The 26,359-nt window shown below is 43.5% G+C and carries 22 protein-coding genes; 5 read left to right on the top strand and 17 right to left on the bottom strand.

Features of this window, described 5'->3' with window-relative positions; genetic code table 11:
* Positions 1–44: 44 nt before the first annotated feature.
* Positions 45–665, top strand: coding sequence for an HAD family hydrolase (locus tag DWW86_RS04290; RefSeq protein WP_072523126.1), 621 nt, complete (start codon positions 45–47; stop codon positions 663–665).
* Between the two features lie 127 nt (positions 666–792).
* Here DWW86_RS04290 and DWW86_RS04285 read toward each other — a convergent pair whose 3' ends face one another.
* The 10 genes from DWW86_RS04285 to gap all read right to left on the bottom strand — a co-directional run bounded on the left by DWW86_RS04285 (position 793) and on the right by gap (position 12,237).
* Positions 793–1,092 (bottom strand): DUF3784 domain-containing protein, encoded by a 300-nt coding sequence (locus tag DWW86_RS04285; RefSeq protein WP_072523125.1) that lies wholly within the window; start codon positions 1,090–1,092, stop codon positions 793–795.
* A gap of 21 nt (positions 1,093–1,113) precedes the next feature.
* Positions 1,114–2,925 carry a L,D-transpeptidase family protein gene (locus tag DWW86_RS04280; RefSeq protein WP_181985304.1) on the bottom strand — a complete coding sequence of 604 codons (1,812 nt, stop codon included), beginning with the start codon at positions 2,923–2,925 and terminating at the stop codon, positions 1,114–1,116.
* A 206-nt stretch (positions 2,926–3,131) separates the two neighbouring features.
* Positions 3,132–3,539, bottom strand: coding sequence for a hypothetical protein (locus DWW86_RS04275; protein WP_117942385.1), 408 nt, complete (start codon positions 3,537–3,539; stop codon positions 3,132–3,134).
* Positions 3,540–3,861: 322 nt separating this feature from the next.
* Entirely contained in the window at positions 3,862–4,302 is a 441-nt protein-coding gene (locus DWW86_RS04270; protein ID WP_117942384.1) for a hypothetical protein, read from the bottom strand.
* A gap of 233 nt (positions 4,303–4,535) precedes the next feature.
* Positions 4,536–6,077 (bottom strand): 2,3-bisphosphoglycerate-independent phosphoglycerate mutase, encoded by a 1,542-nt coding sequence (gene gpmI / locus DWW86_RS04265; RefSeq protein WP_072523122.1) that lies wholly within the window; start codon positions 6,075–6,077, stop codon positions 4,536–4,538.
* Between the two features lie 86 nt (positions 6,078–6,163).
* Positions 6,164–7,312 (bottom strand): DUF2974 domain-containing protein, encoded by a 1,149-nt coding sequence (locus DWW86_RS04260; protein ID WP_117942383.1) that lies wholly within the window; start codon positions 7,310–7,312, stop codon positions 6,164–6,166.
* 43 nt (positions 7,313–7,355) lie between these two features.
* On the bottom strand, positions 7,356–8,651 hold the full coding sequence (locus DWW86_RS04255; RefSeq protein ID WP_117942382.1) for a homoserine dehydrogenase: 1,296 nt from the start codon (positions 8,649–8,651) through the stop codon (positions 7,356–7,358).
* Between the two features lie 228 nt (positions 8,652–8,879).
* Positions 8,880–9,629 carry a triose-phosphate isomerase gene (tpiA, locus tag DWW86_RS04250; protein WP_022387864.1) on the bottom strand — a complete coding sequence of 250 codons (750 nt, stop codon included), beginning with the start codon at positions 9,627–9,629 and terminating at the stop codon, positions 8,880–8,882.
* A gap of 252 nt (positions 9,630–9,881) precedes the next feature.
* A complete protein-coding gene (locus DWW86_RS04245; protein ID WP_117942381.1) occupies positions 9,882–11,075 on the bottom strand; it encodes a phosphoglycerate kinase in 1,194 nt (397 codons plus the stop codon).
* A gap of 142 nt (positions 11,076–11,217) precedes the next feature.
* A complete protein-coding gene (gene gap / locus DWW86_RS04240; RefSeq protein WP_015541145.1) occupies positions 11,218–12,237 on the bottom strand; it encodes a type I glyceraldehyde-3-phosphate dehydrogenase in 1,020 nt (339 codons plus the stop codon).
* A gap of 211 nt (positions 12,238–12,448) precedes the next feature.
* On the opposite strand from gap, the gene DWW86_RS04235 reads away from it, so the two are divergent.
* Positions 12,449–13,267, top strand: coding sequence for a histidinol-phosphatase HisJ family protein (locus tag DWW86_RS04235; RefSeq protein ID WP_181985303.1), 819 nt, complete (start codon positions 12,449–12,451; stop codon positions 13,265–13,267).
* A gap of 46 nt (positions 13,268–13,313) precedes the next feature.
* A complete protein-coding gene (locus DWW86_RS04230) occupies positions 13,314–15,566 on the top strand; it encodes an alpha-amylase family glycosyl hydrolase (RefSeq protein WP_117942380.1) in 2,253 nt (750 codons plus the stop codon).
* 105 nt (positions 15,567–15,671) lie between these two features.
* On the opposite strand, the gene DWW86_RS04225 is transcribed toward DWW86_RS04230, so the two are convergent.
* From DWW86_RS04225 to DWW86_RS04210, 4 genes are all read right to left on the bottom strand, one after another.
* Complete coding sequence (locus tag DWW86_RS04225; protein ID WP_117942379.1) at positions 15,672–18,116, bottom strand: cation-translocating P-type ATPase; 2,445 nt, start codon at positions 18,114–18,116, stop codon at positions 15,672–15,674.
* 28 nt (positions 18,117–18,144) lie between these two features.
* Complete coding sequence (gene nifU, locus DWW86_RS04220) at positions 18,145–18,585, bottom strand: Fe-S cluster assembly scaffold protein NifU (protein WP_015541142.1); 441 nt, start codon at positions 18,583–18,585, stop codon at positions 18,145–18,147.
* A 62-nt stretch (positions 18,586–18,647) separates the two neighbouring features.
* Positions 18,648–19,832: a cysteine desulfurase NifS gene (nifS, locus tag DWW86_RS04215; protein WP_117942378.1), complete on the bottom strand. Its 1,185-nt coding sequence runs from the start codon at positions 19,830–19,832 to the stop codon at positions 18,648–18,650.
* Between the two features lie 29 nt (positions 19,833–19,861).
* Positions 19,862–20,296: an RrF2 family transcriptional regulator gene (locus DWW86_RS04210; RefSeq protein WP_072523116.1), complete on the bottom strand. Its 435-nt coding sequence runs from the start codon at positions 20,294–20,296 to the stop codon at positions 19,862–19,864.
* 126 nt (positions 20,297–20,422) lie between these two features.
* On the opposite strand from DWW86_RS04210, the gene DWW86_RS04205 reads away from it, so the two are divergent.
* Both DWW86_RS04205 and DWW86_RS04200 read left to right on the top strand, forming a co-directional pair.
* Complete coding sequence (locus DWW86_RS04205; RefSeq protein ID WP_117942377.1) at positions 20,423–21,736, top strand: polysaccharide biosynthesis protein; 1,314 nt, start codon at positions 20,423–20,425, stop codon at positions 21,734–21,736.
* 107 nt (positions 21,737–21,843) lie between these two features.
* The gene (locus DWW86_RS04200) at positions 21,844–22,875 is read left to right on the top strand and encodes a 3-deoxy-7-phosphoheptulonate synthase (RefSeq protein WP_117942376.1); all 1,032 of its coding nucleotides are present in this window, start codon (positions 21,844–21,846) and stop codon (positions 22,873–22,875) included.
* Positions 22,876–22,921: 46 nt separating this feature from the next.
* Here DWW86_RS04200 and xerD read toward each other — a convergent pair whose 3' ends face one another.
* The 3 genes from xerD to rny all read right to left on the bottom strand — a co-directional run bounded on the left by xerD (position 22,922) and on the right by rny (position 26,329).
* Positions 22,922–23,806: a site-specific tyrosine recombinase XerD gene (xerD, locus tag DWW86_RS04195; RefSeq protein WP_072523113.1), complete on the bottom strand. Its 885-nt coding sequence runs from the start codon at positions 23,804–23,806 to the stop codon at positions 22,922–22,924.
* A 184-nt stretch (positions 23,807–23,990) separates the two neighbouring features.
* The gene (locus DWW86_RS04190; RefSeq protein WP_117942375.1) at positions 23,991–24,584 is read right to left on the bottom strand and encodes a stage II sporulation protein M; all 594 of its coding nucleotides are present in this window, start codon (positions 24,582–24,584) and stop codon (positions 23,991–23,993) included.
* Positions 24,585–24,769: 185 nt separating this feature from the next.
* Positions 24,770–26,329: a ribonuclease Y gene (rny, locus tag DWW86_RS04185; protein ID WP_330392882.1), complete on the bottom strand. Its 1,560-nt coding sequence runs from the start codon at positions 26,327–26,329 to the stop codon at positions 24,770–24,772.
* Between the last annotated feature and the right edge of the window lie 30 nt (positions 26,330–26,359).

Here is a 26,359-nt window from a genome sequence, read left to right as displayed (position 1 = left end):
ACATAAATAACACTTCAGATGAATTTATCGAAAGGATTTGTACTATGGACAGTATCATTTTTGACGTAGACGGTACTTTGTGGGACTCTACAGATGTCGTTGCAAAAGCCTGGACTGATTATCTCCGGCAAAAAGAACAGATAGACCTTACCATCACAGCCGGTCAGCTCAAAACACTTTTCGGAAAGCCCCTGGCAGAAATTGCAGCTCTGGTCTTTCCCCAATATCCGGAGAATGAACAGCTTCGCCTGATCGATGGCTGCTGCGAGGCAGAACATGCACTTCTTCATATTACCGGTGCACCTCTCTATGAGGATCTGGAAAAAGCCCTGCAGATTCTGTCCGCACAATATCCTCTTTATATCGTCAGCAACAGTCAGTGTGGTTATATCGAACTTTTCCTTGCAAAAACCGGATTCGCCAAATATTTCCATGGACATCTCTGTAATGGAGATACCGGTCTTGATAAAGGTTCCAACATCCGCCAGATTACTGATCAGAATGGTTTGAAGGATCCGGTCTATGTCGGTGATACAATGGGAGACTTCGAGGCATGCCGCAAAGCCGGAGTTCCGTTTGTCCTTGCGGAATATGGTTTCGGTGAGGTTCCGGAGCCGGATATGCGGATCAGTAAACCAATGGATCTCATTACACTGTTTTGTTAATGAAAAGACGTCATAAACTATTTACTCTTATACTTAAGGCGAAAAGAGCATGGAAGATTCGATTTTGATTTCTTCCATGCTCTTCTTTTGTGTAAGTATAAATTTATTTTCAGATTTTCTGTAATTATTATTTCTTAACACATTTGGTTTTCAGATAGAATACCAGCCATGCAAGAATTGCAAGCAGTACAACGATATAAGCAACCTCCGCTGCAAGACTTGTCGTATAGCTGTCTATAAGGGTTGCAACGCCGATCAGAAGCAGTGCAACGCCTGATCCCCATGTCATTTTTTTCTCATCATATTTTTCTTTGCGAAGCTTTGCATTGCCGCCTTTCAACAGGATGTCTCCATGTCCTGTCAGAAGCATGACTCCGGCAATTAATGCTATCACGGCCAAAATAAGGCCAAAAGATTTATCCATCATAATTATTCTTTCTCCTGTGTTTTAGTAGAAGCATACGATCGGCACATCATACTGTATCAGATCATACAGAACACCCGCATTTTCCGGTGGCATGTTGATACAGCCGTGTGAACCGTCTGTCAGGTAAATATCGCCGCCGAACTCATCTCTCCATGAAGCATCATGGAATCCGATTCCGCCATCAAACGGCATCCAGTATTCAACCTTTGATTCGTACTCGTAAGTACCATCCGCTTTCATTGTTCCTCTGAGTACATCCGGGCTCTTCTTATAATAGAGCGTAAAGATACCGGCATGTGTCTGGCGATCTGCGTAACTCATATTACCGGAAACGAAATCAGATTCAAAAATATCTGCACCGTTCTGATAATAGTACATATGCTGTTCACTTAAATCAACTTCGATATAAGTGTTACCGAGATCATTTACTCCGTAGGCATTTGCTGTCTGTGAGAAGACCGGCTCTCTCGTCGTCTGCGTACCGGACTGAATCTCCTTACTCAGCTGCGCTGTCTCCGCGCTCTGGTCAATCTTCCATCCGTATACGGAACTGGATACATAAACAGTTCTGCCGCTTGTCGTCTGAAATTCTCTCTCCGTACCGACTGTATCATAAGTTGCTGCAAGCTGTGCCACGTAATCAGCCACATGCTGCTGGAAAGAATTGTCATCCCATACAAGCTGACCCTTCTCGTCAAACTGCAGCCAGTCTTTGATGGTATTGCCATCGAGCGTTTCTGTACGGTCGCCAAAAGTATAGGTGATACTTGCTCTCGTGTAGTTATTGCATGCTTCCAGAGCAGACTGCAGTGCCTGATCATTCTGTGTAACATCCGCACTTACGTATGCTTCCGGTGTATCTGCAAAATTAACGCTTGTCTGACCGGCCGCAACAGCTGCATCCAATACCTGATATGCCTGTTTGATATTAAGCTTGCTACCTTCCGTCTCCGGAACGATCACAAACTGTCCATCCTTAAATGCCACATATGCATTCTCCGGTGCGGTCTGATTCTCTGCCTGTGCACAGTTCAGTGATTTGAGCTGTTCCTGAAGCCTGGTCTTGTTGTATCCTGTATTCTCGGAAACAGTATAGCTCTTCTGCTCATACATGCCTTTGATCCATTCATACGGCTTCTGCTGTTTCAGAAGATTCAGCACTTCTCCGGTAGAAAGATACTGATAATCAATCTGATCTCCTGCAATTGTCTGCGGATCCAGTCCTCTCGAAGAAACCTCAATGGAATAATTCTGGAATTTCTGTTTGAACAGATTCTCTACTTCATATGCCGTCATACGTGAACAGTTCACACCATTGATCCATGTTCCCTCAAAAAACCGATCCGAGAAGTAGTAGCTTGCTCCTGCATAGGCACAGCCACCAACCACAAGCACCATCAGAAGCAGAAGCCCAAAGATACGCCCACCTTTGTGTTTCTTTTTGCTTCCTTTCTTTTTCTGTACCGGCTGTTCATCCATATCATCTACTGGAACATACACGACCGGACCGGGACGTGCCGATTTATGTCTTGCAGGATGAGGTCTCTCCTCATACACTTCTTCAGCCTCATCATACGGTTCTGTATCTTCTATGGATTCTTCGTCATCCTCAGTAAATTCTTCACCATTATCAGGATTCTCCTCATCCGGCTCTGTATCTTCATATTCTTCTCTTGAATCATCATACTCGCCCAGATCATCCAACCCTTCATCGTCGTCCGGTGGGTCTGTCAGTCTGTCCATAACCGCATCAATATGTTCTTCCATATCTGTGCGCTCACCCGGTGCCCCTTCACCGTCAGATAATCTATCCTTAATTTCTTTGTTACTCATTTATTATACTCTCCTGAATATCAATACCTGCGTCCAACCATCCAAATCCTAACATTTTAAGATGATTTTCCTGTAACGTTTCCATTATAACATACTTCTGTATTTTTGCATCTTAAATTATCTCTTTTTTTATGAAATGTCAAATTTCTGTCACCGACATTCAAAGCGCGGGATACATTTCTGCAGCCCGCGCTTCAAATACTCAATTATTTTGTAACTTTTATGACAGTTCTGTATACCGCCCTTCCTGCTTTTACTGTAATCACAGCACTTCCTGTTCTTATTCCTTTTACTCTGCCCCTTGCATCTACGGTTACAAGTACTTTTACTTTTACTGCTCTTCTGTTTGTGCTTCTCTGAGCTGTAAGTCTGATGTCTCCGTTTTCCTGTCCCTGTGCAAATACGGTTGCTTTTTTAGTTACAATATATTTACTCCATTTATGTTTACCTGTTGCTGGAATATCTGAAGGAGCTTTCCGCTCCTGGCAGGCAGTACAAATCTGATGACGTTTTTCTGCTTTTCCACAGTTTCCTTTGACATCAATAACAGTTTCCCAGAGATGACTACATTTTTCGTCTTTGTTATATGATGTAGGGAAATAGCAGCTTTCCATACTGTTTCATCGTATTCCATATGAAGTCTGATGCTCTCATCCGGATTAAGTTCCAGAGTAAATTTATCTTCATTTACATCAATTTTATAACTATAATGCTGTACTTCGCCGGAAATATCAATATAAGCAAGTTCTACTACTGCTGTTCCTAATCTATTTGCCCGAATATTCCAGCCATCTTCCATCGGCTCAACTACCAGGACCGGTGTTTCGTCCTCTTCTTCCCATGAATTTTCAATGGATACGTCTGTTACTTCAAAAGGAACATTATCACCTTTCCAATGATCCTTATTTTCTACATAACAGATGTAGTCATGTCTACCTATCCAGTGATTTTAAGAACGCTGTTATTCTCAGCAGTTTCTGACCAGATTTTATATTCTTCCGGATTCTGAATATCTTCTCCTGAAGAAAATACACTTATATCATCTTGCATTTCCAGAATCAGATTTTCGGAATCATCCGCAGCTTCTTCTATCTGAAGTTCCTCTTCCAATTCAGAATCGGAATCCTCTGTATCCTCAATCTGGATTTCATCCTGCACTTCCTCATCAAAAGAAATCTCTTCACTTTCTTCCGTATCTACTGCCTCATCCTGTACGGTTCCTGCCTCTTCTGCTGCAAAAATTTCTTCTTCATTTTCTGATGTTTCCTGCTGTACCTGCACATCCATCTCATCCGCAAGTACCGTAAAGGAATTGCCACTTAGGGTTACTGTTGCCGTCAGCAGCCATGCCATCATTTGTCGTCCTTTTGGTTTCATTCGCCTTCCTCCTTCTTTTTCTGACTACTTTTATTTTTCTCAGAATATATAGTACAAGTATAAAGAAGGCACGAAAAAACAGCGATTCTTTTCCATATCGTAGAATATTTTTTGTGACTTTTCACCAGTTTTCCGCTTTAAAATTAAGTAAAAAAATCCCCGGACAATTCTGGCAATCACCATAACCATCCGGGGATTTCATTATTTACTTATATTCAGATTAGTTTCAGTCTTTATTTTTCAATCAGAAGACTTTCTCCTGTCATGTCTGCCGGCTGTTCCATTCCCATAAGCTGGATCAGTGTAGGAATGATGTCTGCAAGGCATCCGTTCTCTCTTAAGGTGTATTTCGGATCTGCATTCACGAGAATGAACGGAACCGGGTTTGTTGTATGAGCGGTCCACGGTTCACCTGTCTCATAATCGATCAGCTGCTCTGCGTTACCATGGTCAGCACAGATGAACATCTGTCCGTCAACTTCTTTGAGGGCTTCTACTGCTTTGCCCACGCAGCCGTCAACAGTCTCGATTGCTTTTACTGCTGCAGCCTGTACACCGGTATGACCAACCATATCCGGGTTTGCAAAGTTGATAATGATCACATCGTATTTGTCAGATTTGATCGCATCTACAAGTTTATCACAAACTTCCGGCGCACTCATTTCCGGCTGAAGGTCATAAGTAGCAACCTTCGGAGATTTTACAAGGATTCTGTCCTCGCCTTTGTTTGGCTCTTCTACTCCACCGTTGAAGAAGAAAGTAACGTGAGCATATTTCTCTGTCTCAGCGATACGAACCTGTGTCATATCATGAGCTGCAAGGTATTCACCAAATGTATTCTTAAGAAGTACTTTGTGGAAGGCAACCAGTTTGTTCTGGATCGTCTCATCATAGTCTGTGAAGCAAACATATGTGAGGTCAAGTTTCTTTGCTCTCTCGAAGCCTTTGAACTCATCATCGCAGAATGCTCTGGTGATCTCACGTGCACGGTCAGGACGGAAGTTGAAGAAAACAACGGAATCTTTGTCCTGAATAGTTGCAACCGGTTTGCCATCTTTTTCGATTACAGTCGGAAGTACGAATTCATCTGTCTTGTCAGCATCATAGGAAGCCTGAACTGCTGCTGCAGCGTCTGTGCCTTTGACACCTTCCCCTTCTGTCAGTGCTTTGTATGCAAGCTCTACACGATCCCAGCGGTTATCTCTGTCCATTGCATAGTAACGTCCGGAAACAACACCGATCTCACCAACGCCGATTTCTTTCATCTTTGCTTCAAGCTGTTCGATGAATTCTTTACCGGATGCCGGAGGTGTGTCACGTCCGTCGAGGAAACAGTGTACATAAACTTTCTTAAGACCTTCTCTCTTAGCCATCTCAAGCAGTGCATAGAGATGTGTGTTGTGGCTGTGTACACCACCATCGGAAAGAAGTCCCATGAAGTGGACAGCAGAATCATTGTCTTTTGCATTCTTCATTGCTGCAAGAAGCGCTTCATTCTTGAAGAAATCACCATCGTTGATCTCTTTTGTGATTCTGGTAAGTTCCTGATATACGATACGGCCTGCGCCCATATTCATATGACCTACCTCAGAGTTACCCATCTGTCCGTCTGGAAGACCAACTGCAAGTCCGCTGGCATTTCCTTTTACGAATGGATATTCTGCCATTAATTTATCCATAACAGGAGTCTTTGCTTCGTAGATTGCATTTCCCTCATGTTTGTCATTCAGGCCATAACCATCCAGGATCATTAAAACGGTTGGTTTTTTACTCATAATATTCTCCTTCTATTGTATAGTTTTTCTGCATATTCATGCAGTGTCAGCTTGTATGTTTTTTCCTATTATATAGTACCAAAAATTTAGAATTTTTCAAGGATTTTATCGGAAAAGCTCTGTGGAATCGCAGATAGTTTATCCTTTGTATTCTCCTGAAGCTGTTCCAGCCAGCCGCCACAGATCGCGGTCAGAAGTTCCTGCATCATTCCCCTTGATTCCGGTGCAAATTTATCCAGTCGTTTCACCATGGCCGCAAGGCTCTTGATTCCGCCCGACTGTACTTCACTTAAGTTTTCGCAGCCGGATGCCTGCAGTGTTGCAAAAAGGTCTTCAATTAACAGTCGCTTCTGCTCCGTGTCCATTCCGTCGATCCATTTGTGAAGGATCTCGATAAAACGTAGCGCTGTTTTATTCAGGCTGTCTCGTCTGACAAGACCCGGTCCCTGCACTTCCCATGAAAAACCATCGTGCTGAAGAAGTCCTCTGCTGGTACTTGCCACGATAATCGGCTGTTTCTCATGTTCGAGAAGTGTTCCTATGATGGAATATTCCGGGATGATCCGGATAATCTTCGGCATCATCTCTGCTGTCTCGGGAGATTCCTGAAATTCCTTTGAAAATCCCGGCCCATCGTTTGAATATATTTCCAGAATCTTATCGTGCGCACTTTTACACATGACTGAGCCATAAATCGCAAGATTTCCACCTTTTGAGTGTCCGCCTACCCGCAGCATCCCGGAAGCTTTGTCAGAAATCCGCTCCATATACTCAACTGCTCGTTCCTGCGCAGGAACGACACCTGTACTTAAATTGAAGTCTTCTTTCCAGCCTATAATGGTATCATCCGTGCCACGGAAAGAAACGTAAGAAGTTCCGTCTTCCAGAACGATCTCCACCGCTGAAAATTGCTGTTCCGCTTCTGTAACAATCTCATTGGCATAGTTTCGGATCACACATTTTCCAAACCGTACAGATTCTGCCATTTCAAACATCATAAACGGAGCCAGGCGGATAAATGATTTATCCGCCTCCAGTTCTTTTATCGTGTGTAATTTTTTAAATTCTTTGACCAGTTTTTTCAGTTCTATCCCCTTTTTCCCGGACACTGCCGGAATCCCGTCGAGATTCACATACGAAAAACAGGCAAGAATCAGGTTATCCACCTCATTAAATGGGGACTGCGCAAAAGAAAGGTCACCTCTCCAACTGATATAATCCATAATATTTCCCATAAGCTTCTCCTTCTCGAAAATAACTTAAGGTATGATTTTTATTTTATTCTCCGTACACACGAAGCATGCTGCTGATCTTACGTACGGAACTTCTTCCGCTCAGTTCTTCCATTGCAGTACGGAAATCTCCCTCTCGAACTTTTGCCGTAATCACAACTACTTCTGCACTTCCTTCATCTCTTGCTGCTTTCTGAATGATCTGAGCCACACTGACACCATATTTTGCAAATACTGCGGTCATCTCGGCCAGAACACCACAGCGGTCTTCTACGATCAGTCTCATAAAGTAACGGTTGCAGGTATCTGCCATTTTTTTGACCGGAAGTTCTTTGTAGCAGGTACATCCGATACGTGCACAGCAATTTGCCTGAATATTTCTTACGATTTCAAAAAGATCCCCGACTACCGCACTTGCTGTCGGTAGTTCTCCTGCGCCACGGCCATAGAACATTGCATTCTCTACTGCATCACCGTTTACAAATACTGCATTGTAGGAATCATTGACAGATGCAAGCGGATGGCTGCTCGGAATCAACATCGGGCATACATAAGCTTCCACTCCGTCTTCTGTATTCTTTGCAACTCCGAGGAGCTTTATGTCACATCCCATTTCTTTAGCATATTTGATATCTTTGGCTGTGATCTTTGTGATTCCCTCGATATAAACATCATCAAATACAACTCTGGAATTAAACGCTACGGATGCAAGGATTGCTACCTTACGTCCGGCATCCAGACCTTCGATATCTGCAGTCGGGTCTGCCTCGGCATAACCCAGCTCTGTAGCAAGGGCAAGGGCATCTTTGAATTCCATACCATCCTGTGTCATCTTTGTGAGGATAAAGTTGGTCGTTCCGTTGACGATTCCCATTACTTCTGCCATATGATTGCCTGCCAGACATTCTTTCAGCGGACGGATAATCGGAATTCCACCGGCTACTGCTGCCTCAAACAGGAAATCCACATGATTTGCTTCTGCTGCATCGAGAAGTTCTTTTCCATGAGCTGCAATCAGGTCTTTGTTGGCTGTTACTACATGTTTGCCGGCATTTAATGCGTCAAGTATGTAGGTTCTTGCCGGTTCGATTCCGCCAATCAGCTCAATTACAATATCTATTTCAGGATCTTTTACGATCTCGTCCCAGTTGTTTGTCAGGATCTCAGGATTTTTTACTTTTGCTGCTGCTTTTTCCAGATTACGTACCAGAATCTTGCTGATTTCCAGCTGACTTCCAAGCTTCGGAATCATCTCCTCTTTCTGCTTCTCCAGTACTTTATATACGCCGGTTCCTACTGTACCAAATCCCAGAAGGGCTGCACGAATCACTTTTTTCTCCATTTTGGAATGGCTCCTTTCTCCTCGTCCCTTAAAGTTCAGGGATTATTTCTACCATGTGTCTAATAGTATGGTATAAAATGGATTTTGTCAAGCGCGGACATTTGTACGTGTATGAAAAATTTTTTTGATGTAATAGGAACATTACGGAGCAATTTCATAATACATCAAAAAGCCAGATACCTCTGACCGATGCGGTTTGAAGTATCTGGCTTAATGTTTTTGTATGAATTATTTGTAGTTAACGATTTTTCCGAAGTCTGGTTTGAGGGAAGCTCCACCAACAAGACCACCGTCGATATCGCCCATTGCAAACAGCTCTGCTGCATTTCCTGCATTTACAGATCCGCCGTACTGGATACGGATAGCTGCTGCTGTGTCTGTATCATAGATTTCTGCTACACAATCACGGATACCTTTGCAGATTTCCTGAGCCTGTTCACTTGTAGCTGTTTTGCCTGTTCCGATAGCCCAGATTGGCTCGTATGCGATAACCATAGTCTTAGCCTGGTCTGCTGTTACGTTCTGAAGACCAACTTTAACCTGCTGACGAATCCAGTCCATTGTGATGCCCTGTTCTCTCTGCTCAAGAGATTCTCCACAGCACATGATTGGTGTGATACCGTGTTCGAAAGCTTTAAGGACTTTCTTGTTAACGTCTTCGTTTGTTTCTCCGAAGTAATCTCTTCTTTCGGAATGTCCGAGGATAACATATTTAACGCCTGCATCCACGAGCATAGCCGGAGCGATCTCACCTGTGTATGCACCTTTTTCTTCAAAGTACATGTTTTCTGCTGCTACAGCGATGTTTGTGCCTTTGCAGGCTTCAACTACAGGAACGATGTCGATAGCCGGTACACCGAATACTACGTCAACTTCATCGTTCTGTACAAGTGGTTTCAGAGTTTCAACTAATTTAACTGCTTCGCTTGGAGTCATGTTCATTTTCCAGTTTCCAGCGATAATTTTTTTTCTTGCCATTTTCTTATCTCCCTTAATTTATAAGTATTATAAGGTAGTTCGATTCACTGAAGTTGTACTCAAATTCATCGAACTTCTGTAACTGTTCAGTACCCTCACAGTTACGAATCAAAATGCATTCCCAAATGTATATTCTTATCCACAAGAAACTGCGGATATGATTTCAGACACAAGGCAGATGCGGCGAAGTCGTACAAAAGCTGGTACGTCGAGCCGCATCTAACACAGTGTCTGGATTATATACGCTGTTTCTTACTTGTCGTTAGCTGCTGCTACGCCTGGTAACTCTTTTCCTTCGAGGAATTCCAGAGAAGCACCGCCACCTGTGGAGATGTGAGTCATCTTGTCGCCATAGCCAAGGATGTTGACTGCAGCAGCGGAATCACCACCACCGATGATTGTTGTAGCTTCTGTCTCAGCAAGAGCTTTGGCAACTGCTTCTGTACCATGAGCAAAATTCGGCATTTCGAAACAGCCCATTGGTCCGTTCCAAACAACTGTCTTAGCATCTTTTACAGCATCACAGAAGATTTTCTCTGTCTCTGTTCCGATGTCCATTCCTTCCCAGCCATCCGGAATACATCCACGTTTTACGATCTGGATGTTGCAGTCATTGGAGAAATCATCTCCGATTCTGTTGTCAACCGGAAGAAGAAGCTTAACACCTTTTTCTTCTGCTTTCTTAAGCATGTCTAATGCATACTGAAGGTAATCGTCCTCGCAGAGGGATTTACCGATATGTCCGCCAAGTGCTTTAGAGAATGTGTAAGACATACCACCACCAATGATCAGAGTATCAACTTTATCAAGAAGGTTGTTGATAACAGAGATCTTGCTGGAAACTTTAGCTCCGCCAAGGATAGCTACGAATGGTCTTTCCGGATTGTTTACAGCGTTTCCGAGGAAATCGATCTCTTTCTGCATCAGATATCCAACTACTGCTGTATCTACATATTTGGTAACACCAACGTTAGAGCAGTGAGCTCTGTGAGCTGTACCAAATGCGTCGTTTACAAATACGTCACAAAGAGAAGCAAGTTCTTTGCTGAATTCATCACCATTCTTTGTCTCTTCTGCACGATAACGAGTATTCTCAAGAAGAATGATCTCGCCGTCTTTCATATCAGCTACTGCTGCTTTTACTGTGTCATCTACAACAACCGGGCTCGGAACAAATTTAACTTCCTGACCGAGAAGCTCTGTGAGACGTTTTGCAACAGGTGCAAGAGAAAGTTCCGGTCTCGGCTCTCCCTTCGGTTTTCCAAGGTGGGAGCAAAGGATAATCTTTCCACCATCTGCAACAAGCTTCTTGATTGTAGGAAGAGCTGCTACCAGACGGTTCTCATCTGTAATTTTACCGTCCTGCAGAGGTACATTGAAGTCGCATCTTACGAGGACTTTCTGGCCTTTTACGTTGATGTCATCAACAGATTTCTTATTCAGCATCTTGTTATGCCTCCTTATAAATATTTAACTTTATACAGACAAAAAGGCCCGGTCCTATTCAAGACCGGACCCTTCTCTGAGTCTTATTCATATGTGTCAGACAATTCATATCTGTCACATCTGAGTGCTACTCGGCTTCTAATTAAGCGTTCAGAAGTTTGCCAAAGTGTTTGATTGTACGAACCATCTGGCTTGTGTAGGAGTTTTCATTGTCATACCATGAAACAACCTGTACTTCTGTTGTGCCATTCTCAAGTGGAAGAACCATTGTCTGAGTAGCATCGAACAGAGAACCAAATCTCATACCAACGATATCGCTGGATACGATTTCGTCTTCATTGTATCCGAAGGATTCATTAGAAGCTGCTTTCATAGCTGCGTTGATCTGTTCTTTTGTAACGTTTCCTTCAACAACTGCTGTAAGAATTGTTGTAGAACCTGTTGGGGTTGGTACACGCTGAGCAGATCCGATAAGTTTGCCGTTCAGTTCCGGGATAACCAGACCGATAGCTTTTGCAGCACCTGTGCTGTTCGGAACGATGTTAACTGCAGCTGCACGGGATCTTCTCAGATCGCCTTTTCTCTGCGGTCCGTCAAGTGTCATCTGATCACCTGTGTAAGCGTGGATTGTGCACATGATACCGGATTTGATCGGTGCAAGATCGTTAAGAGCCTTAGCCATTGGTGCAAGGCAGTTTGTAGTACAGGATGCAGCGGAGATGATTTTATCTTCGTTTGTAAGACCTTCATGGTTTACATTGTAAACGATTGTCTTAAGGTCGTTTCCAGCCGGAGCGGAAATAACAACGTGTTTAGCACCTGCATCGATATGAGCCTGAGCTTTGTCTTTGGATGTATAGAAACCTGTGCACTCAAGAACTACGTCTACACCGATTTCTCCCCAAGGAAGTTCTGCAGCGTTAGCTTTTGCATAGATTTTGATTTCTTTTCCGTCAACTGTGATGGAATCTTCGCCTGCTTCTACTTTGTCAGCCAGAGCGTATCTTCCCTGAGTTGAGTCATATTTTAATAAGTGAGCCAGCATTTTCGGGGATGTAAGGTCGTTGATAGCAACGATTTCAAATCCTTCTGCTCCAAACATCTGACGGAAAGCCAGACGACCGATACGGCCAAATCCGTTAATTGCAACTTTTACTGCCATGATAAATTCCTCCTATGAATTAAATGGTTGATTTACGGCGTTTGTTAAAGAAACGTCAACCTATTGCATATTGTATCGAATCTTGTACAAAAATTCAAGACCATTTTATAAAAAAACATGATAAAAATGTTTTAATATAGAAATGAAACCATAGCAGGAACTATTTTTACATGCTATAATAATGTCAGTCCATGCAAAGGAGGATACAAAAATGTCAAATCAGATCTTATGGGACTGCCATATGCATTCTTCTTTTTCTGCTGACTCAGACACATCTATGGAAGATATGATCCATGAGGCGATCCGACAAAATCTCTCCGGCATCTGTTTTACAGAGCATCTGGATCCTGATTACCCACTCACACCGGATAATGAAACATTTGAGCTTGATCTGGACGGATACAGAGAGACGCTTTTCTCACTTCAGGAGAAATACCGTTCAAAACTGAATATACATTTCGGCATTGAGCTGGGACTGCAGCCACATCTCGCCGATTCTTTGAACGAACTTCTTAAGACAATACCTTTTGATTTCGTGATTGGTTCTTCTCATGTGGTTCATGGTTATGATCCATATTATGGAGTATTTTTTGAAAATCGTGAGGAATCCGCGTGTTACCGTGAATATTTTGAATCTATTCTTGAGAATCTTAACGCTTTTTCCGGAATGGATGTTTACGGACATATTGACTATATAGTCCGCTATGGTCCGAATCAGAACAGAGAATATTCCTATGAACGTTATCAGGATATTCTGGATGAGATCCTGCGCACAGTCATTGACAAAAATCTCGGAATCGAGCTGAATACAGGTGGTTTTCATTATGGTCTCGGGGAGCCGAATCCATGCCGTGCCGTCATCCGCCGTTATCGTGAACTTGGCGGCGAGATCATCACGGTCGGAGCCGATGCACATGCCCCGGACAAAATCGCCTATGATTTTGATCAAGCTGCTGCCATACTTGCAGAAAGTGGCTTTAAATACTATACTGTATTCCAAAACCGCAAGCCGGAATTTATTAAATTATAGCTATTAATTAATTTTCAGATAAAGATACAAAAGGAGGCTATTTATTATGGCAAAAAAACGTCTTCAGAAAAAGCGTGAAGCTGCCAGAGCTTCTGCGGCACAGACTGCCGCACCAAAAGCAGAACCCATCAAAAAAGTAACCAAAACCGTCGAACCTTTAAAGGTGGAAACGAAAAAGACCGAACCGGTTAAGGTAGAAACCAAGAAGACTGATGCTGTCAAAGTCGAGACAAAAAAGACCGAACCGATTAAAGTTGAGACTAAGAAGGCTGATGCTGTCAAAGTCGAAACAAAAAAGACCGAACCGATTAAAGTTGAGACTAAGAAAGCTGATGCTGTCAAAGTCGAAACAAAAAAGACCGAACCGATTAAAGTTGAGACTAAGAAAGCTGATGCTGTCAAAGTCGAGACTGCAAAATCCGATCCGGTCAGACTTGAAAATAAACGCGATGACAACAGAATTTACTGTGAACGTCTTGCCCGCCATCTCGACGAACTGAAATGGCTCTACTGTGAACTGTATCAGGACAATCCATATGTCACAATGCACCTGAACGATCTTCTGAAAGTACTCAAGAAGTTCTACGACATGCGTGGCGATGCCCTGAAAGAATCTGATCTGAAACGCGAAAAAGATCCGACATGGTACAAGCGCAATGATCTTACCGGTATGATGATGTATGTCAATGCATTTGCCGGTACTCTTTCCAATCTGGAATCCAAACTGGATTATGTTCAGGAATGCAATGTTAATTATCTGCATCTGATGCCGCTTCTTGACTCCCCGAAAAGACGCAGCGACGGCGGTTATGCGGTTGCTGATTTCCGTAAAGTCCAGGAAGAACTCGGAACCATGGATGATTTTGCAGATCTGACTGCTGCCTGCCACAAACGTGGCATTAACGTCTGCCTGGATTTCGTCATGAACCATACATCCGAAGATCACGAATGGGCAAAACGTGCCCGAAATGGAGAAAAAGAATATCAAGACCGTTACTTCTTCTTTGACAACTATGATATTCCTTCTTTATATGAGCAGACCTGCCCGGAAGTTTTCCCTACTACTGCACCTGGCAACTTTACCTGGCTGGAAGATCTTCATAAGCATGTTATGACTACCTTCTATCCTTATCAGTGGGATCTGAATTACCGCAATCCGATTGTTCTCAATGAAATGATCTTTAATATGCTGTATCTTGCCAACCAGGGTGTGGATATCGTTCGTCTGGATGCTGTACCATATATCTGGAAACAGCTTGGAACCAACTGCCGCAATCTTCCACAAGTTCACACCATTGTACGTATCATGCGTATGGTCTGCGAGATTGTATGCCCGGGCATACTTCTTCTCGGAGAAGTTGTTATGGCTCCTGAAAAGGTTGTTCCATACTTCGGAACTGTCGAGAAACCAGAATGCCATCTGCTGTACAATGTAACAACTATGGCAAGCACCTGGCACACAGTTGCAACCAAAGATGTTTCTCTGCTGCGCCGCCAGCTGGATATCATCTCAAACCTTCCAAGAAACTACGTATTCCAAAATTATCTCCGCTGCCATGACGATATCGGATGGGGACTGGATTATGAATATCTGGAAAACTTCGGTATTCAGGAAGTACCTCATAAGAAATACCTGAATGATTTCCTTACAGGAAAATATCCGAATTCATTTGCACGAGGAGAACTTTATAACGATGATCCACGTCTTGGTGATGCAAGACTCTGTGGAACTACTGCTTCTCTCTGCGGTATTGAACGTTTTGGATTTGAAGGAAATCAGGAGGGTGTAGACAAAGCTGTCCGTTATGACATTACCCTGCATGCATTTATGCTTTCCCAGTCCGGTATCCCGGTAATTTACAGTGGTGACGAGATCGGTCAGGTAAATGATTATACTTACAAAGATGATCCTGAAAAAGCTGCCGATTCCCGTTATCTCCACAGAGGAAACTTTGACTGGAAACTGGCTGAAAACCGTCATGATCCGGCTACTGTACAGGGCAAACTCTTCCCTGCACTTGATAAGCTGGAACATATACGTACCAGTCACAGCGTATTTAGCAGCAATGTACCGTTTCATACCATCGACACATGGGATAATTCAATTCTTGCTTTTGTACGTGAAAATGATGAAGAGAAATTTATCGGAATCTACAACTTCAGCGAAAACGATAAAGTAGCCTGGATCAATGAGGAAGACGGCATGTACACAGACCTCATTTCCGGCCGTGAACTGGAAGCCAAAGGCGTGCAGATTCCGGCATTCGGATGCTACTGGCTGTGCAGAAGTAAGAAATAAACGTTTTTCCATAAAACTATGCCAAAAGGCTCTGGTCGTGATGATAATGACCAGAGCCTTTCTTAATGTCTTATTGTTAATATCCTATTCTGGATATCATATATTCTATTTACGAAGTTTGTCGATGAATCCGGTAAAGCGTCCCGGTTTTTCCTGATCCAGCGAACGGGCATAAATGCCTTTCAGCCAAACCGTGATCACATCGATCAGTACCGGTGCAAATGTCATCAGTATAAATACAAGGATGATCATGCCGAAGTCCAGCGAACCAAGCGAAAGCAGTTTCTGGAAAATAACAGCCGCTGCAAAGAAAATAAACTGCATACCGTAGATAATCACCTTGCGATACGTATTAAGCGGTGCATAGACTGTTTTTAATGCTGCCATGTAATTCCATCCTGTCACAAGGACGCATGCGGTATTCAGCATTGCCATAGAATGATATACATTCTGGCAGACAAGCATTACTGCAAATACACAGAATGTGATCGTAATCGCTGCCGGAAAAGCATTGATAAATACATGTCGTAAAAACGTATGGTCAATCTTTTCGTAGTTATTCTCCTGTGCAAGAAGAAATGTCGGAATACCAACCGCACATGCACTGATCAGTGACATCTGAATCGGCTCAAACGGATATGCATTTCCGAAAAAGATCGTCAGCAGAGACAACATAACAGAAAACATCGTCTTGATCAGGAACATCGATGCTGCTGTACGAATGTTGTTTACAACTCTTCGCCCCTGATTTACGATATGTGGCATGGAAGCAAAGTTTGAATCCAGAAGTACCACATTCGCAATATTCTTTGCCGCATCACTGCCCTGCGCCATTGCAATACTGCAGTCCGCTTCTTTCAGGGCAAGCACGTCATTGACACCATCACCGGTCATCGCAACTGTATGTCCCTGAGACTGCAATGCCTGGACCATTGCTTTCTTCTGCTGTGGTGTCACACGTCCAAACACGCTGTACTGTGCCACTGCATCCTGTAATTCTTCCTCAGTTGTCAGTGTTGTCGCATCTACATAGCTGTCCGCATTCTTAAGTCCGGCACGTCTCGCAATCGCAGCAACTGTCACCGGGTCATCACCGGAAATTACTTTCAGGTCGACTTCCTGGCTGTCAAAGAAAGCCAACGTATCCGGTGCTTCTTCACGAATTACATCGGTAAGAAGCATCAGAGCCAGCGGTTCCAGTCCTTCCGGAAGTTCTGTCCCTTCCGCATTCTGAGGGCTGTGTGCAAGTACAAGCACACGGAGTCCTTCTTCTGCATAACTCTGACATTTCTCAGTCAGTTCTTCATCACCTTCCGGGAACAAAAACTGCGCTGCTCCCATCAGATAAGTGCCTTTTTCTTCAAAAACGGCACCACTGTATTTACGGTCAGAAGAAAATGGAATCACATGTTCCAGCGTCATGTCCTGCTTTGCCGGAAAACGCTTACGAAGTGCATCTATCGTCGCATTCTGATCTTTGAGTACATACATCATGTTTCCCATGATGACGTCAATTTCTTCCATGAATGCAGAATCTGTCTGTACCTGCACTTCTGCCTCCGTGCTTTCTGCGGACTCAGACTCTGTCACAGCTGTCTCAACTCGTCCTGTACCTACATATGGTTCCACACGCTCTACGCACATGGTTCCTTCTGTGATCGTTCCGGTCTTGTCCAGACAGAGCGTATCGACTCTTGCAAGTGTCTCGATACAGTAGAGTTCCTGTACAAGTGTCTTTTTGTTTGCAAGTACAAGAGCACCGAGGGTCAGTGCAACACTGGTCAGAAGGACAAGTCCCTCAGGAATCATTCCCAGGACTCCGGCTACCATGCTCACTACGGAGTCTCTGAATGTATCGCCTACGATATAATACTGCTTATAAAACAGCAGTGCACCGAGCGGCACAATAATAATACTGATCACTTTCAGGATCGCATTCAGGGAATTTTTCAATTCGGAATTGTGTCGTTTAAATTCCTTTGCTTCGCTGGTGATCTGTGCTGCGTAATTATCCTTTCCTACATGAATAATCTGACAGCACGCTTCTCCTGATGTTACAAAGCTTCCGGAAAAAAGTTCGTCTCCTTCATTCTTCGGAAGATTATCCGATTCTCCTGTAAGTAATGATTCGTTTACTTCCAGGCTGCCTTCCAGTATACGGGCATCTGCCGGCACCTGATCACCGGTCTTAAGACAGACCACATCATCAAGTACCAGTTCTTCCGTCGGAACGGTCCATTTCTGTCCTTCACGGATAACAACGGATTTTCTGGCTGTAAGAATTGCCAGCTTATCGATTGTTTTTTTGGCACGGATTTCCTGAGCAATACCAATCAGCGTATTAATGATAATGATACATACAAAGAACGCATTCTTGTAAGAGCCCACCAGGAGAACCAGTACCAGAAGTACAAGGTTCAGAAAGTTGAAAAATGTCAGTGTGTTTTCTCTGACGATCTGCTTATAGGTTCGGGTATTCGGATTTTCATCTGCATTGACCTTCCCCTCTGCAATTCGTGCATTTACCTGTTCGTCTGTAAGTCCTGTCAACTTTTCACCTCACAATCAGCCGCAGTTATTAATACTCTTCTTCCTCTTCTCCTTCGCTGATATCAGACTTTGGTTTGTCCAGACCTTCGATTACAATGCCGTGTTTCTGTGCATAATCCCACAGTGCAGCGTGGATTGCTTCCTCTGCAAGAAGTGAGCAGTGTACTTTTACCGGCGGAAGTCCGTCCAGAGCTTCCATAACAGCCTTGTTTGTAATCTGCATTGCTTCTTCGATAGTCTTACCTTTTACCATTTCTGTAGCCATACTGCTTGTTGCAACAGCCGCGCCACAGCCGAATGTTTTGAATTTACATTCTTTGATGATATGTGTTTCATCGTCAATATCAAGAAACATTCTCATGATATCTCCGCATTTTGCGTTACCAACTGTTCCTACACCGCTGGCGTCTTCGATTTCTCCTACATTTCTCGGATGCTGGAAATGATCCATTACTTTTTCACTGTACATAATATTTAATTCCTCCTGTTATTGTCTTTTGTCTATCGTAAACATTATTTAGATTCTGTTATTTACTTCTGGTTTTTCATGAAGTCTTCATACAGTGGAGACATACTTCTCAGATACTGTACGATCTCTTTCAGTTTATCTACTGTAAAGTCCAGCTCTTCTTTGGTTGTCTCTTCACTTAAGGTAAGTCTCAGAGAACCATGTGCGATCTCATGAGGCAGTCCGATTGCCAGAAGTACATGAGACGGGTCAAGAGAACCGGATGTGCATGCAGATCCGCTTGAGCCGCAGATACCGTTCTGATCAAGCATCAGAAGCATGGATTCACCTTCGATGAACTGGAAGCTTACGTTAACGTTGTTTGGAAGTCTCTTCACTCTGTCACCGTTCAGTCTGGAGTATGGGATCTCAGTAGTAAGGCGATTGATCAGGTAATCTCTCAGTTCAATTTCTTTTTCGGTACGTTCTTTCATGTTTTTCATTGCACGTTCTGCTGCTGCGCCGTATCCTACGATTCCCGGAACGTTTTCTGTACCGGCACGACGTTTACGCTCCTGTGCACCGCCGTGTACGAAGGATTTGATTTTTACGCCTTTACGGATATAAAGGAAACCGATTCCTTTTGGTCCGTTGATCTTGTGTCCGCTGGAGCTCAGCATATCAATATTGCATTCGTCTACATCGATCGGAACCTGGCAGAATGCCTGTACTGCATCTGTATGGAACAGAATGCCGTGTTCTCTGGCAATACGTCCGATCTCTTTGATCGGCTGGATAGATCCGATCTCATTGTTTGCAAACATTACGGAAATCAGAATAGTCTCCGGTGTGATTGCTTTTTCCAGTTCGTCCAGACGTACGATACCATTCTCATCTACGTCAAGATATGTGATCTTTGCACCTCTTTCTTTTTCGAGGTATTCACATGTATGAAGAATAGCATGATGCTCAATCTTTGTTGTAATAATGTGATTTCCTTTTGATTTGTATGCTTCAAAAGTAGCCTTCAGTGCCCAGTTATCCGCTTCACTTCCACCTGCTGTAAAATAAATTTCTTCTTTTTTTGCATTCAGAACATCCGCGATCTGCTGTCTTCCCTTTGTCACTGCTTCTTTGCTCTTCTGGGCAAAATCATAAATACTGGACGGGTTTCCATAAAATTCAGAAAAATACGGAAGCATTGCATCAACAACTTCCGGTGCAGTTTTTGTTGTGGCTGCGTTATCCAGATATATTAATTTACTCATATTTTTTCCTCCTGCTTAAAAAATGAATTTTACATTTTTTCTTTTTGTTTTTTCCGGCTTTCTTCTATCAACTGATCCAGCATCATGGTATCTACCGCCTGTGTGATACTGTCGTTGATTCGTTTCCATACATATTTCGTCACACATATATCGTGATTCTCACAGCTGCTCTCGTCTTCCATGCCGGAACACTGTGCCGCTTCAAGACTTCCCTCAAGGACTCTCAGGATATCGCCGACAGAGATTTCTGCCGCCGGACGTCCCAGACGATATCCGCCTCCGGCACCTCTGGTGCTTTCCACCAAGCCTGCCTTCTTAAGTTTCGCCATAAGCTGTTCGAGATAGCTGTCCGAAATATTCTGCCGACTCGCGATACTCTGGATGGAAACGGCTTCTGTTTCACAATGCAGCCCAAGATCGATCAGTGCTTTCAGACCATATCTTGCTCTTGTTGACAGTTTCATCCACTCACCTCTTTAATTCCCAGTATTTTCGTCGGATTTATTTCAAGTCATACTTTAGCAGAAAGAAATCGGTCTGTCAAGGAGGTTTTACGCATATACTGACAAAAAAGCAATCAGGTCTTTTTTATGTCAAAAAAGCATTTTTTTGCAGGAACTTTTCTACTGTCCACGGTCGGTGTCATCAGCCGGATCATGGGCTTTTTCTATAGGATATTCCTCTCTCAGACGATTGGTTCCAGAGGAATCGGTCTGTACCAGCTTGTCGTTCCACTTCAGCATATAGTACTTGCAGTGACAACCTCAGGAATCCAGACTGCGCTCTCACGCACAGTTGCCTCCCAGACTGCTTTAAAGCAGAAAAAAGAAGCAGTCGATTCTTTTTGTGTCGGCACACTTTTTGCGCTCGGGCTTTCTCTTGCAGCTATGTGGATCTTTTACACTTTCGCCGGATGGTTTGCCGGAGAGATTCTGAAAGAGCCGGAAACTGAAGCACTGATCCGGATTATATCATTCTGTTTTCCGCTTGCTTCCCTGCATTCCTGTATCAGCAGCTATTATTTCGGGCGAAAAAGCGCCGGTTATCCGGCATCTACCCAGCTCATCGAGCAGACTGTGCGCGTCCTCTCTTCCTATATACTTGTAAAAATCTTTCTGTCCCGTGGTATTGCTGTTACCGCCCGGATTGCCGCTCTGGGAGCTCTTGCAGCAGAATTTGCTGCTGTTTTATCCTCGTTGCTTTTTTTAAGTCTGCATCTTCATGCAGAAAATTATTCTTTTTTCCATATAAAAGCACCACTTCACAAACTCTCCGCAATCACTGCCACAGCTTTTCCGCTGACGCTGAACCGTCTGCTTCTCTCGATTCTCGCCGCAATCGAAGTCGTACTGATTCCGCAAAGGCTGCGTATGTATGGCTTTTCCCGGAGTAATGCGCTGAGTCTGTACGGAATTTTTACAGGTATGGCACTTCCCTGCATTCTGTTTCCATCCACGGTTACAAACTCCGCTGCCGTCATGCTCACACCCTCTGTCGCAGAATTGCAGGCTCTCGGAGCGCACCGGCGTATCCGCTATATAGCCAGCCGCGCCTGTACTGCCTGTTTTCTGACGGGTGCCGCCTGCACGGGGCTTTTTTATTTTTTCGGTCCGTTTGCAGGTGAACTTCTGTTTCATGAAGCTACAGCCGGAACCTGTATCCGTACGCTTTCCTTTGTCTGTCCTTTTTTGTATACAAACATCATGCTTACAAGCATCCTTAACGGTCTGGGGAAAACCGGAGCAACATTGCTTCACAATGCAGCAGGAAGCCTTATCCGCATCCTGTTTGTATTATTTGCAATTCCACTGATTGGTATACATGGGTATCTTTATGGATTGCTTCTCAGTGAAATACTCTTAAGTATTATGCATATTTATTCACTTTATCATATAAAATCCTGAGGATTTCGACGAAATACGCACCTTTCCCTATCGACAATTACTTAACAATCATATATAATAAGCCTGATATATCCAATTGAAAACGCATTGGACACGAGGAGGAAAATATGGGATTCACTTTTTTAAAGAAACTGCCTACACCTGCCGAAATACGTAATCAGTATCCCATTGATACTGCCATTCAGGAATTAAAGGCAAAAAGAGATCAGGAAATCCGTGATGTTTTTACCGGGAAATCCGATAAATTTCTTGCCATCATCGGACCTTGTTCTGCGGACAACGAAGATGCTGTATGTGACTATCTTCTCCGTCTCCGCAAAGTTCAGGAAAAAATTGAGGATAAAGTTCTGATCATTCCGAGAGTTTATACAAATAAGCCACGTACAACAGGCGAAGGTTACAAGGGTATGGTTCACCAGCCGGATCCGGAAAAAGCTCCGGATATGCTTGCCGGTCTGATTGCCATCCGTAAGATGCACATCCACGCCATCCAGGAAAGTGGTTTCACCTGTGCAGATGAAATGCTGTATCCTGAAAACTACCGTTATCTTTCCGACATTCTCTCTTATGTCGCTGTAGGTGCACGTTCCGTAGAAGATCAGCAGCATCGACTTACCGTCAGCGGTATGGATGTACCTGCTGGAATGAAAAACCCGACCAGTGGTGACTACAGTGTTATGCTCAACTCCGTTGTTGCAGCTCAGGGATCTCACCGCTTTATCTACAGAAGCTGGGAAGTTGAAACAGCCGGAAATCCTCTGGCACACACCATTCTCCGCGGTGCCGTAAACAAACACGGAGAGACGATTCCGAACTACCATTACGAAGATCTCCGTCTTCTGTGGGAAAAATATCAGGAAAAAAATCTGCAGAATCCTGCTGTCATCGTTGATACCAACCACTCCAATTCCAACAAACAGTATGAACAGCAGGTTCGTATTGCAAAAGAAGTTCTCCACAGCCGTATGGTCGATCCGGAACTTCACAAACTGGTCAAGGGCTTCATGATTGAAAGTTACATTGAGCCAGGCAACCAGAAGATCGGTGGTACACATATTTACGGAAAATCCATCACAGACCCTTGTCTTGGATGGGAAGAATCCGAAAAACTGCTTTACACAATCGCGGAAATGTGCTGATAAATCAGCAAAAGGACCTGCTATTCGGCAGGTCCTTAATTATGATTCAATGTCTCGGGTGTGCTTTCATATACACATCTCTCATCTTCGAAACGTTCAGTCCCAGATAAATCTGTGTCGATGAAACATCTGCATGTCCCAGCATTTCCTGTACACTCTTTACATCCGCCCCGTTCTGCAGCATATGTGCCGCAAAAGAATGGCGAAGTGTATGCGGTGTGATATCTCTGTGGATTCCGGCATCTGCCGCATATCCTTTCAGTACTTTCCAAAATCCCTGTCTGCTCATGGATTTCCCCGAGCAGTTCGTAAACAGTGCACTCTCTTTTGTATCTTTTGTAAAAAAGCCTCTGGAATGCTCCATATATTGCAAAATTGCATTCCTGCTGACATTTCCGATCGGGATGATACGTTCCTTATCGCTGTCATGGCATACCACATAGCCCATCTGAAGATTGATGTCAGTAGTCTTGAGATGAATCAGTTCACTGACACGCATGCCCGTCGCATACAGAAGTTCCATCATTGCATTGTCGCGGATGCCTTTCGGGGTCCGGATATCCGGCTGTTTCAGCAGACGGTCTACTTCCTCAACAGAAAGAATCTCCGGCAGTTTCTTCTCAATCTTCGGTGTATGTAATGCCTCTGTCGGGTCTTCCGATACAATTCCTGTCTTTATCAGATAATGATACAGAGCCCGGATCGACGCAATATTTCTGGAAATCGTCGATGCCGCCAGATTTTCACTTTTTATTTTATTTAAGTACCCCTGCAGATCTGTGCATGTCACTTCTGAAAAACCTATAAGATTCTGCTCCTGTAAATACCGAATCAATTTTTTCAGATCACGTTCATACGACACTTCTGTATTTTTAGAGGTATTTTTCGTCTCATGTAAATATAAAATGAAATCCTCAACTACTCTTTCCATTCTGCTTCATCCCAACTCTGTTTCTACATATTTTTCCTGAAAATGTACCTGTATTATACTGATTATTTTACATAAAATCAAACACTATTTTTGCATGAAAAGCCTGCAAAACAGGCATTTTCGACATCTTCCACCAAATATCGAGATTTTATGGTAAACCACCACCACATCTGGTAAAATCCGCTCAAAAAATTTTTAAATTTTTTATCAAAATTTCTGTAATTTTCGGGTTACAATATACTTCCAGAAAAATCCCTGCCAGCCAGAGTGCCGCGCATAACAGCATTCTCAGAAGATATCCGGTAATCTGTCCTGCCGAGAAAGATCGATTTTTCCACAGTCTTTTTGAACAGCTGTAAATCTGTTCCAGTCCGATAAACATGCATGGAAGATACAGAAGATACTGCGGAAAAAGAAGTCCCGCCCCAACCAAACCTCCATTCAGACCAAATTGGAGAACCGATACAGTGAGCAGCATTCCGATCAGTACACCGCCTACAAGCATCCCCATGATGGCCAGCGGCATTCCGAATATCGTCACACCGCTGCAGGCTGCAAGCAGAAAGATTCCCCCTCTCATCTTAAGTACCTTCCAGAAATACTCTGCACTGTTATCTCCTGAAAAAATCCCCATAAGATACATAGACGCTACAGTACTCTGGTGCCACTGTGTGCGGTAGATAAAATTTGGCAAAATCACTCCGATCAGAAAGCCCATTCCAAATAAAAACTGACCCGGATATTTTTTTCTTTCATAAACTCCAATTTCACGATTCATTGCCTCACCCCGTATCAGTTTACGAACACGTAAGTATGAATAGAACCAAAAGCCAAAGTCTCTTCTACATACATACAATGTAACAGGAACATTACGGAGTAATTTCCTATTACATAAAAAAGAGTATGACATCCTGTATGGACATCATACTCTTTTGAACTTTCACGTTTATTTTTCAGAAAGAATTATTTCGCGTAATCTACTGCGCGGCTCTCGCGGATGACATTAACCTTGATCTGTCCCGGATATTCCAGTTCAGCTTCGATCTGTTTGGAAATATCACGTGCCAGCAGAACCATATCTGCATCGTTTACCTGTTCCGGTATTACCATTACACGAATTTCTCTGCCTGCCTGAATAGCAAATGACTTGTCAACACCCTTGAATTCATTTGTAATATCTTCAAGCTGTTTCAATCGGTTAGTATAGGTTTCCAGTGTCTCACGTCTTGCACCAGGTCTTGCTGCGGAAATCGCATCAGCTGCCTGTACAATGCATGCAACCAGAGACTCAGGTTCCACATCTCCGTGATGTGATGCAACAGTATTGATAACAACTGCTGACTCTTTGTATTTCTTACAAAGATCCACACCAATCTGAATATGTGATCCTTCTACTTCATGGTCAATAGATTTACCGATATCATGAAGCAGTCCGGCACGTTTTGCCATGCGGACATCTGCTCCGACTTCTCCTGCAAGAAGTCCGGAAAGCTGTGCTACTTCGATAGAATGTTTCAATGCATTCTGTCCATAGCTGGTACGGAATTTCATACGTCCAAGAAGTTTCAGAAGCTCCGGATGAATGCCATGAACTCCAACGTCCATTGCTGCATTCTCACCGTCTTCACGGATCTGTGCTTCTACTTCTTTCTGTGCTTTCTCTACCATTTCTTCGATTCTTGCCGGATGGATACGTCCGTCAACGATTAATTTCTCCAGAGCAACTCTGGCAATCTCACGTCGGATCGGGTCAAATGCTGATAAAACTACTGCTTCTGGAGTATCGTCGATGATGAGGTCAACACCTGTCAGTGTTTCGAGGGTACGAATGTTACGTCCTTCACGGCCGATGATTCTTCCCTTCATCTCATCACTTGGAAGCTGTACAACGGAAATTGTAGTTTCAGAAACATGATCTACTGCACATTTCTGGATTGCATTTACTACGTATTCCTTTGCCTTCTTACCGGCTTCTTCTTTCGCGCGGCTCTCAAGCTCTTTGTAGAGTCTTGCCACGTCTACTTTGACATCGTCTTCTACACTTCTGAGTAACTCGTCTTTTGCCTGATCGGAGGTCAGACCGGAAATTCTTTCCAGTTCCTGTACTCCTTTTTGTTCAAGTTCGTCTACTTTCTTTTCTCTTTTTTGTAACTCAGCAACTTTTGCTGTACACTCTGCTTCACGCTTCTCTACTGCATCCGCTTTCTTGTCAACAGATTCTTCTTTTGACAGGACACGTCTTTCGTATTTCTGCAGTTCTGATCTTCGTTCCTTAGTTTCCTTCTCAAGTTCATTTTTCGTTCTGAGGGATTCTTCCTTTACTTCCAATAAAGCTTCTCTTTTTTTCGTTTCAGCAGCTTTTAAAGCTTCATCTATGATGCTTCTTGCTCTGTCTTCTGCCGTGCCAACAACTTCTGCATCTTTCTGTGCTTTGTTGTTAACAGCAACCTTGCAAGTAATAGGAACCGCAATAAGCAGTGCGACCGCTACAGCGACAATTGCTACAATGATTGTAATTGCCACAGGAGCACCTCCTTATTAAGTTTTCATTGT

Origin of the sequence: Ruminococcus sp. AF17-22AC (assembly GCF_003460065.1) — a bacterium.
Classification (GTDB): Bacteria; Bacillota; Clostridia; order Lachnospirales; family Lachnospiraceae; genus Blautia_A.
Note: the sequence above shows the minus strand (reverse complement) of the source record. Positions and strands in the feature narration are given on the sequence as shown.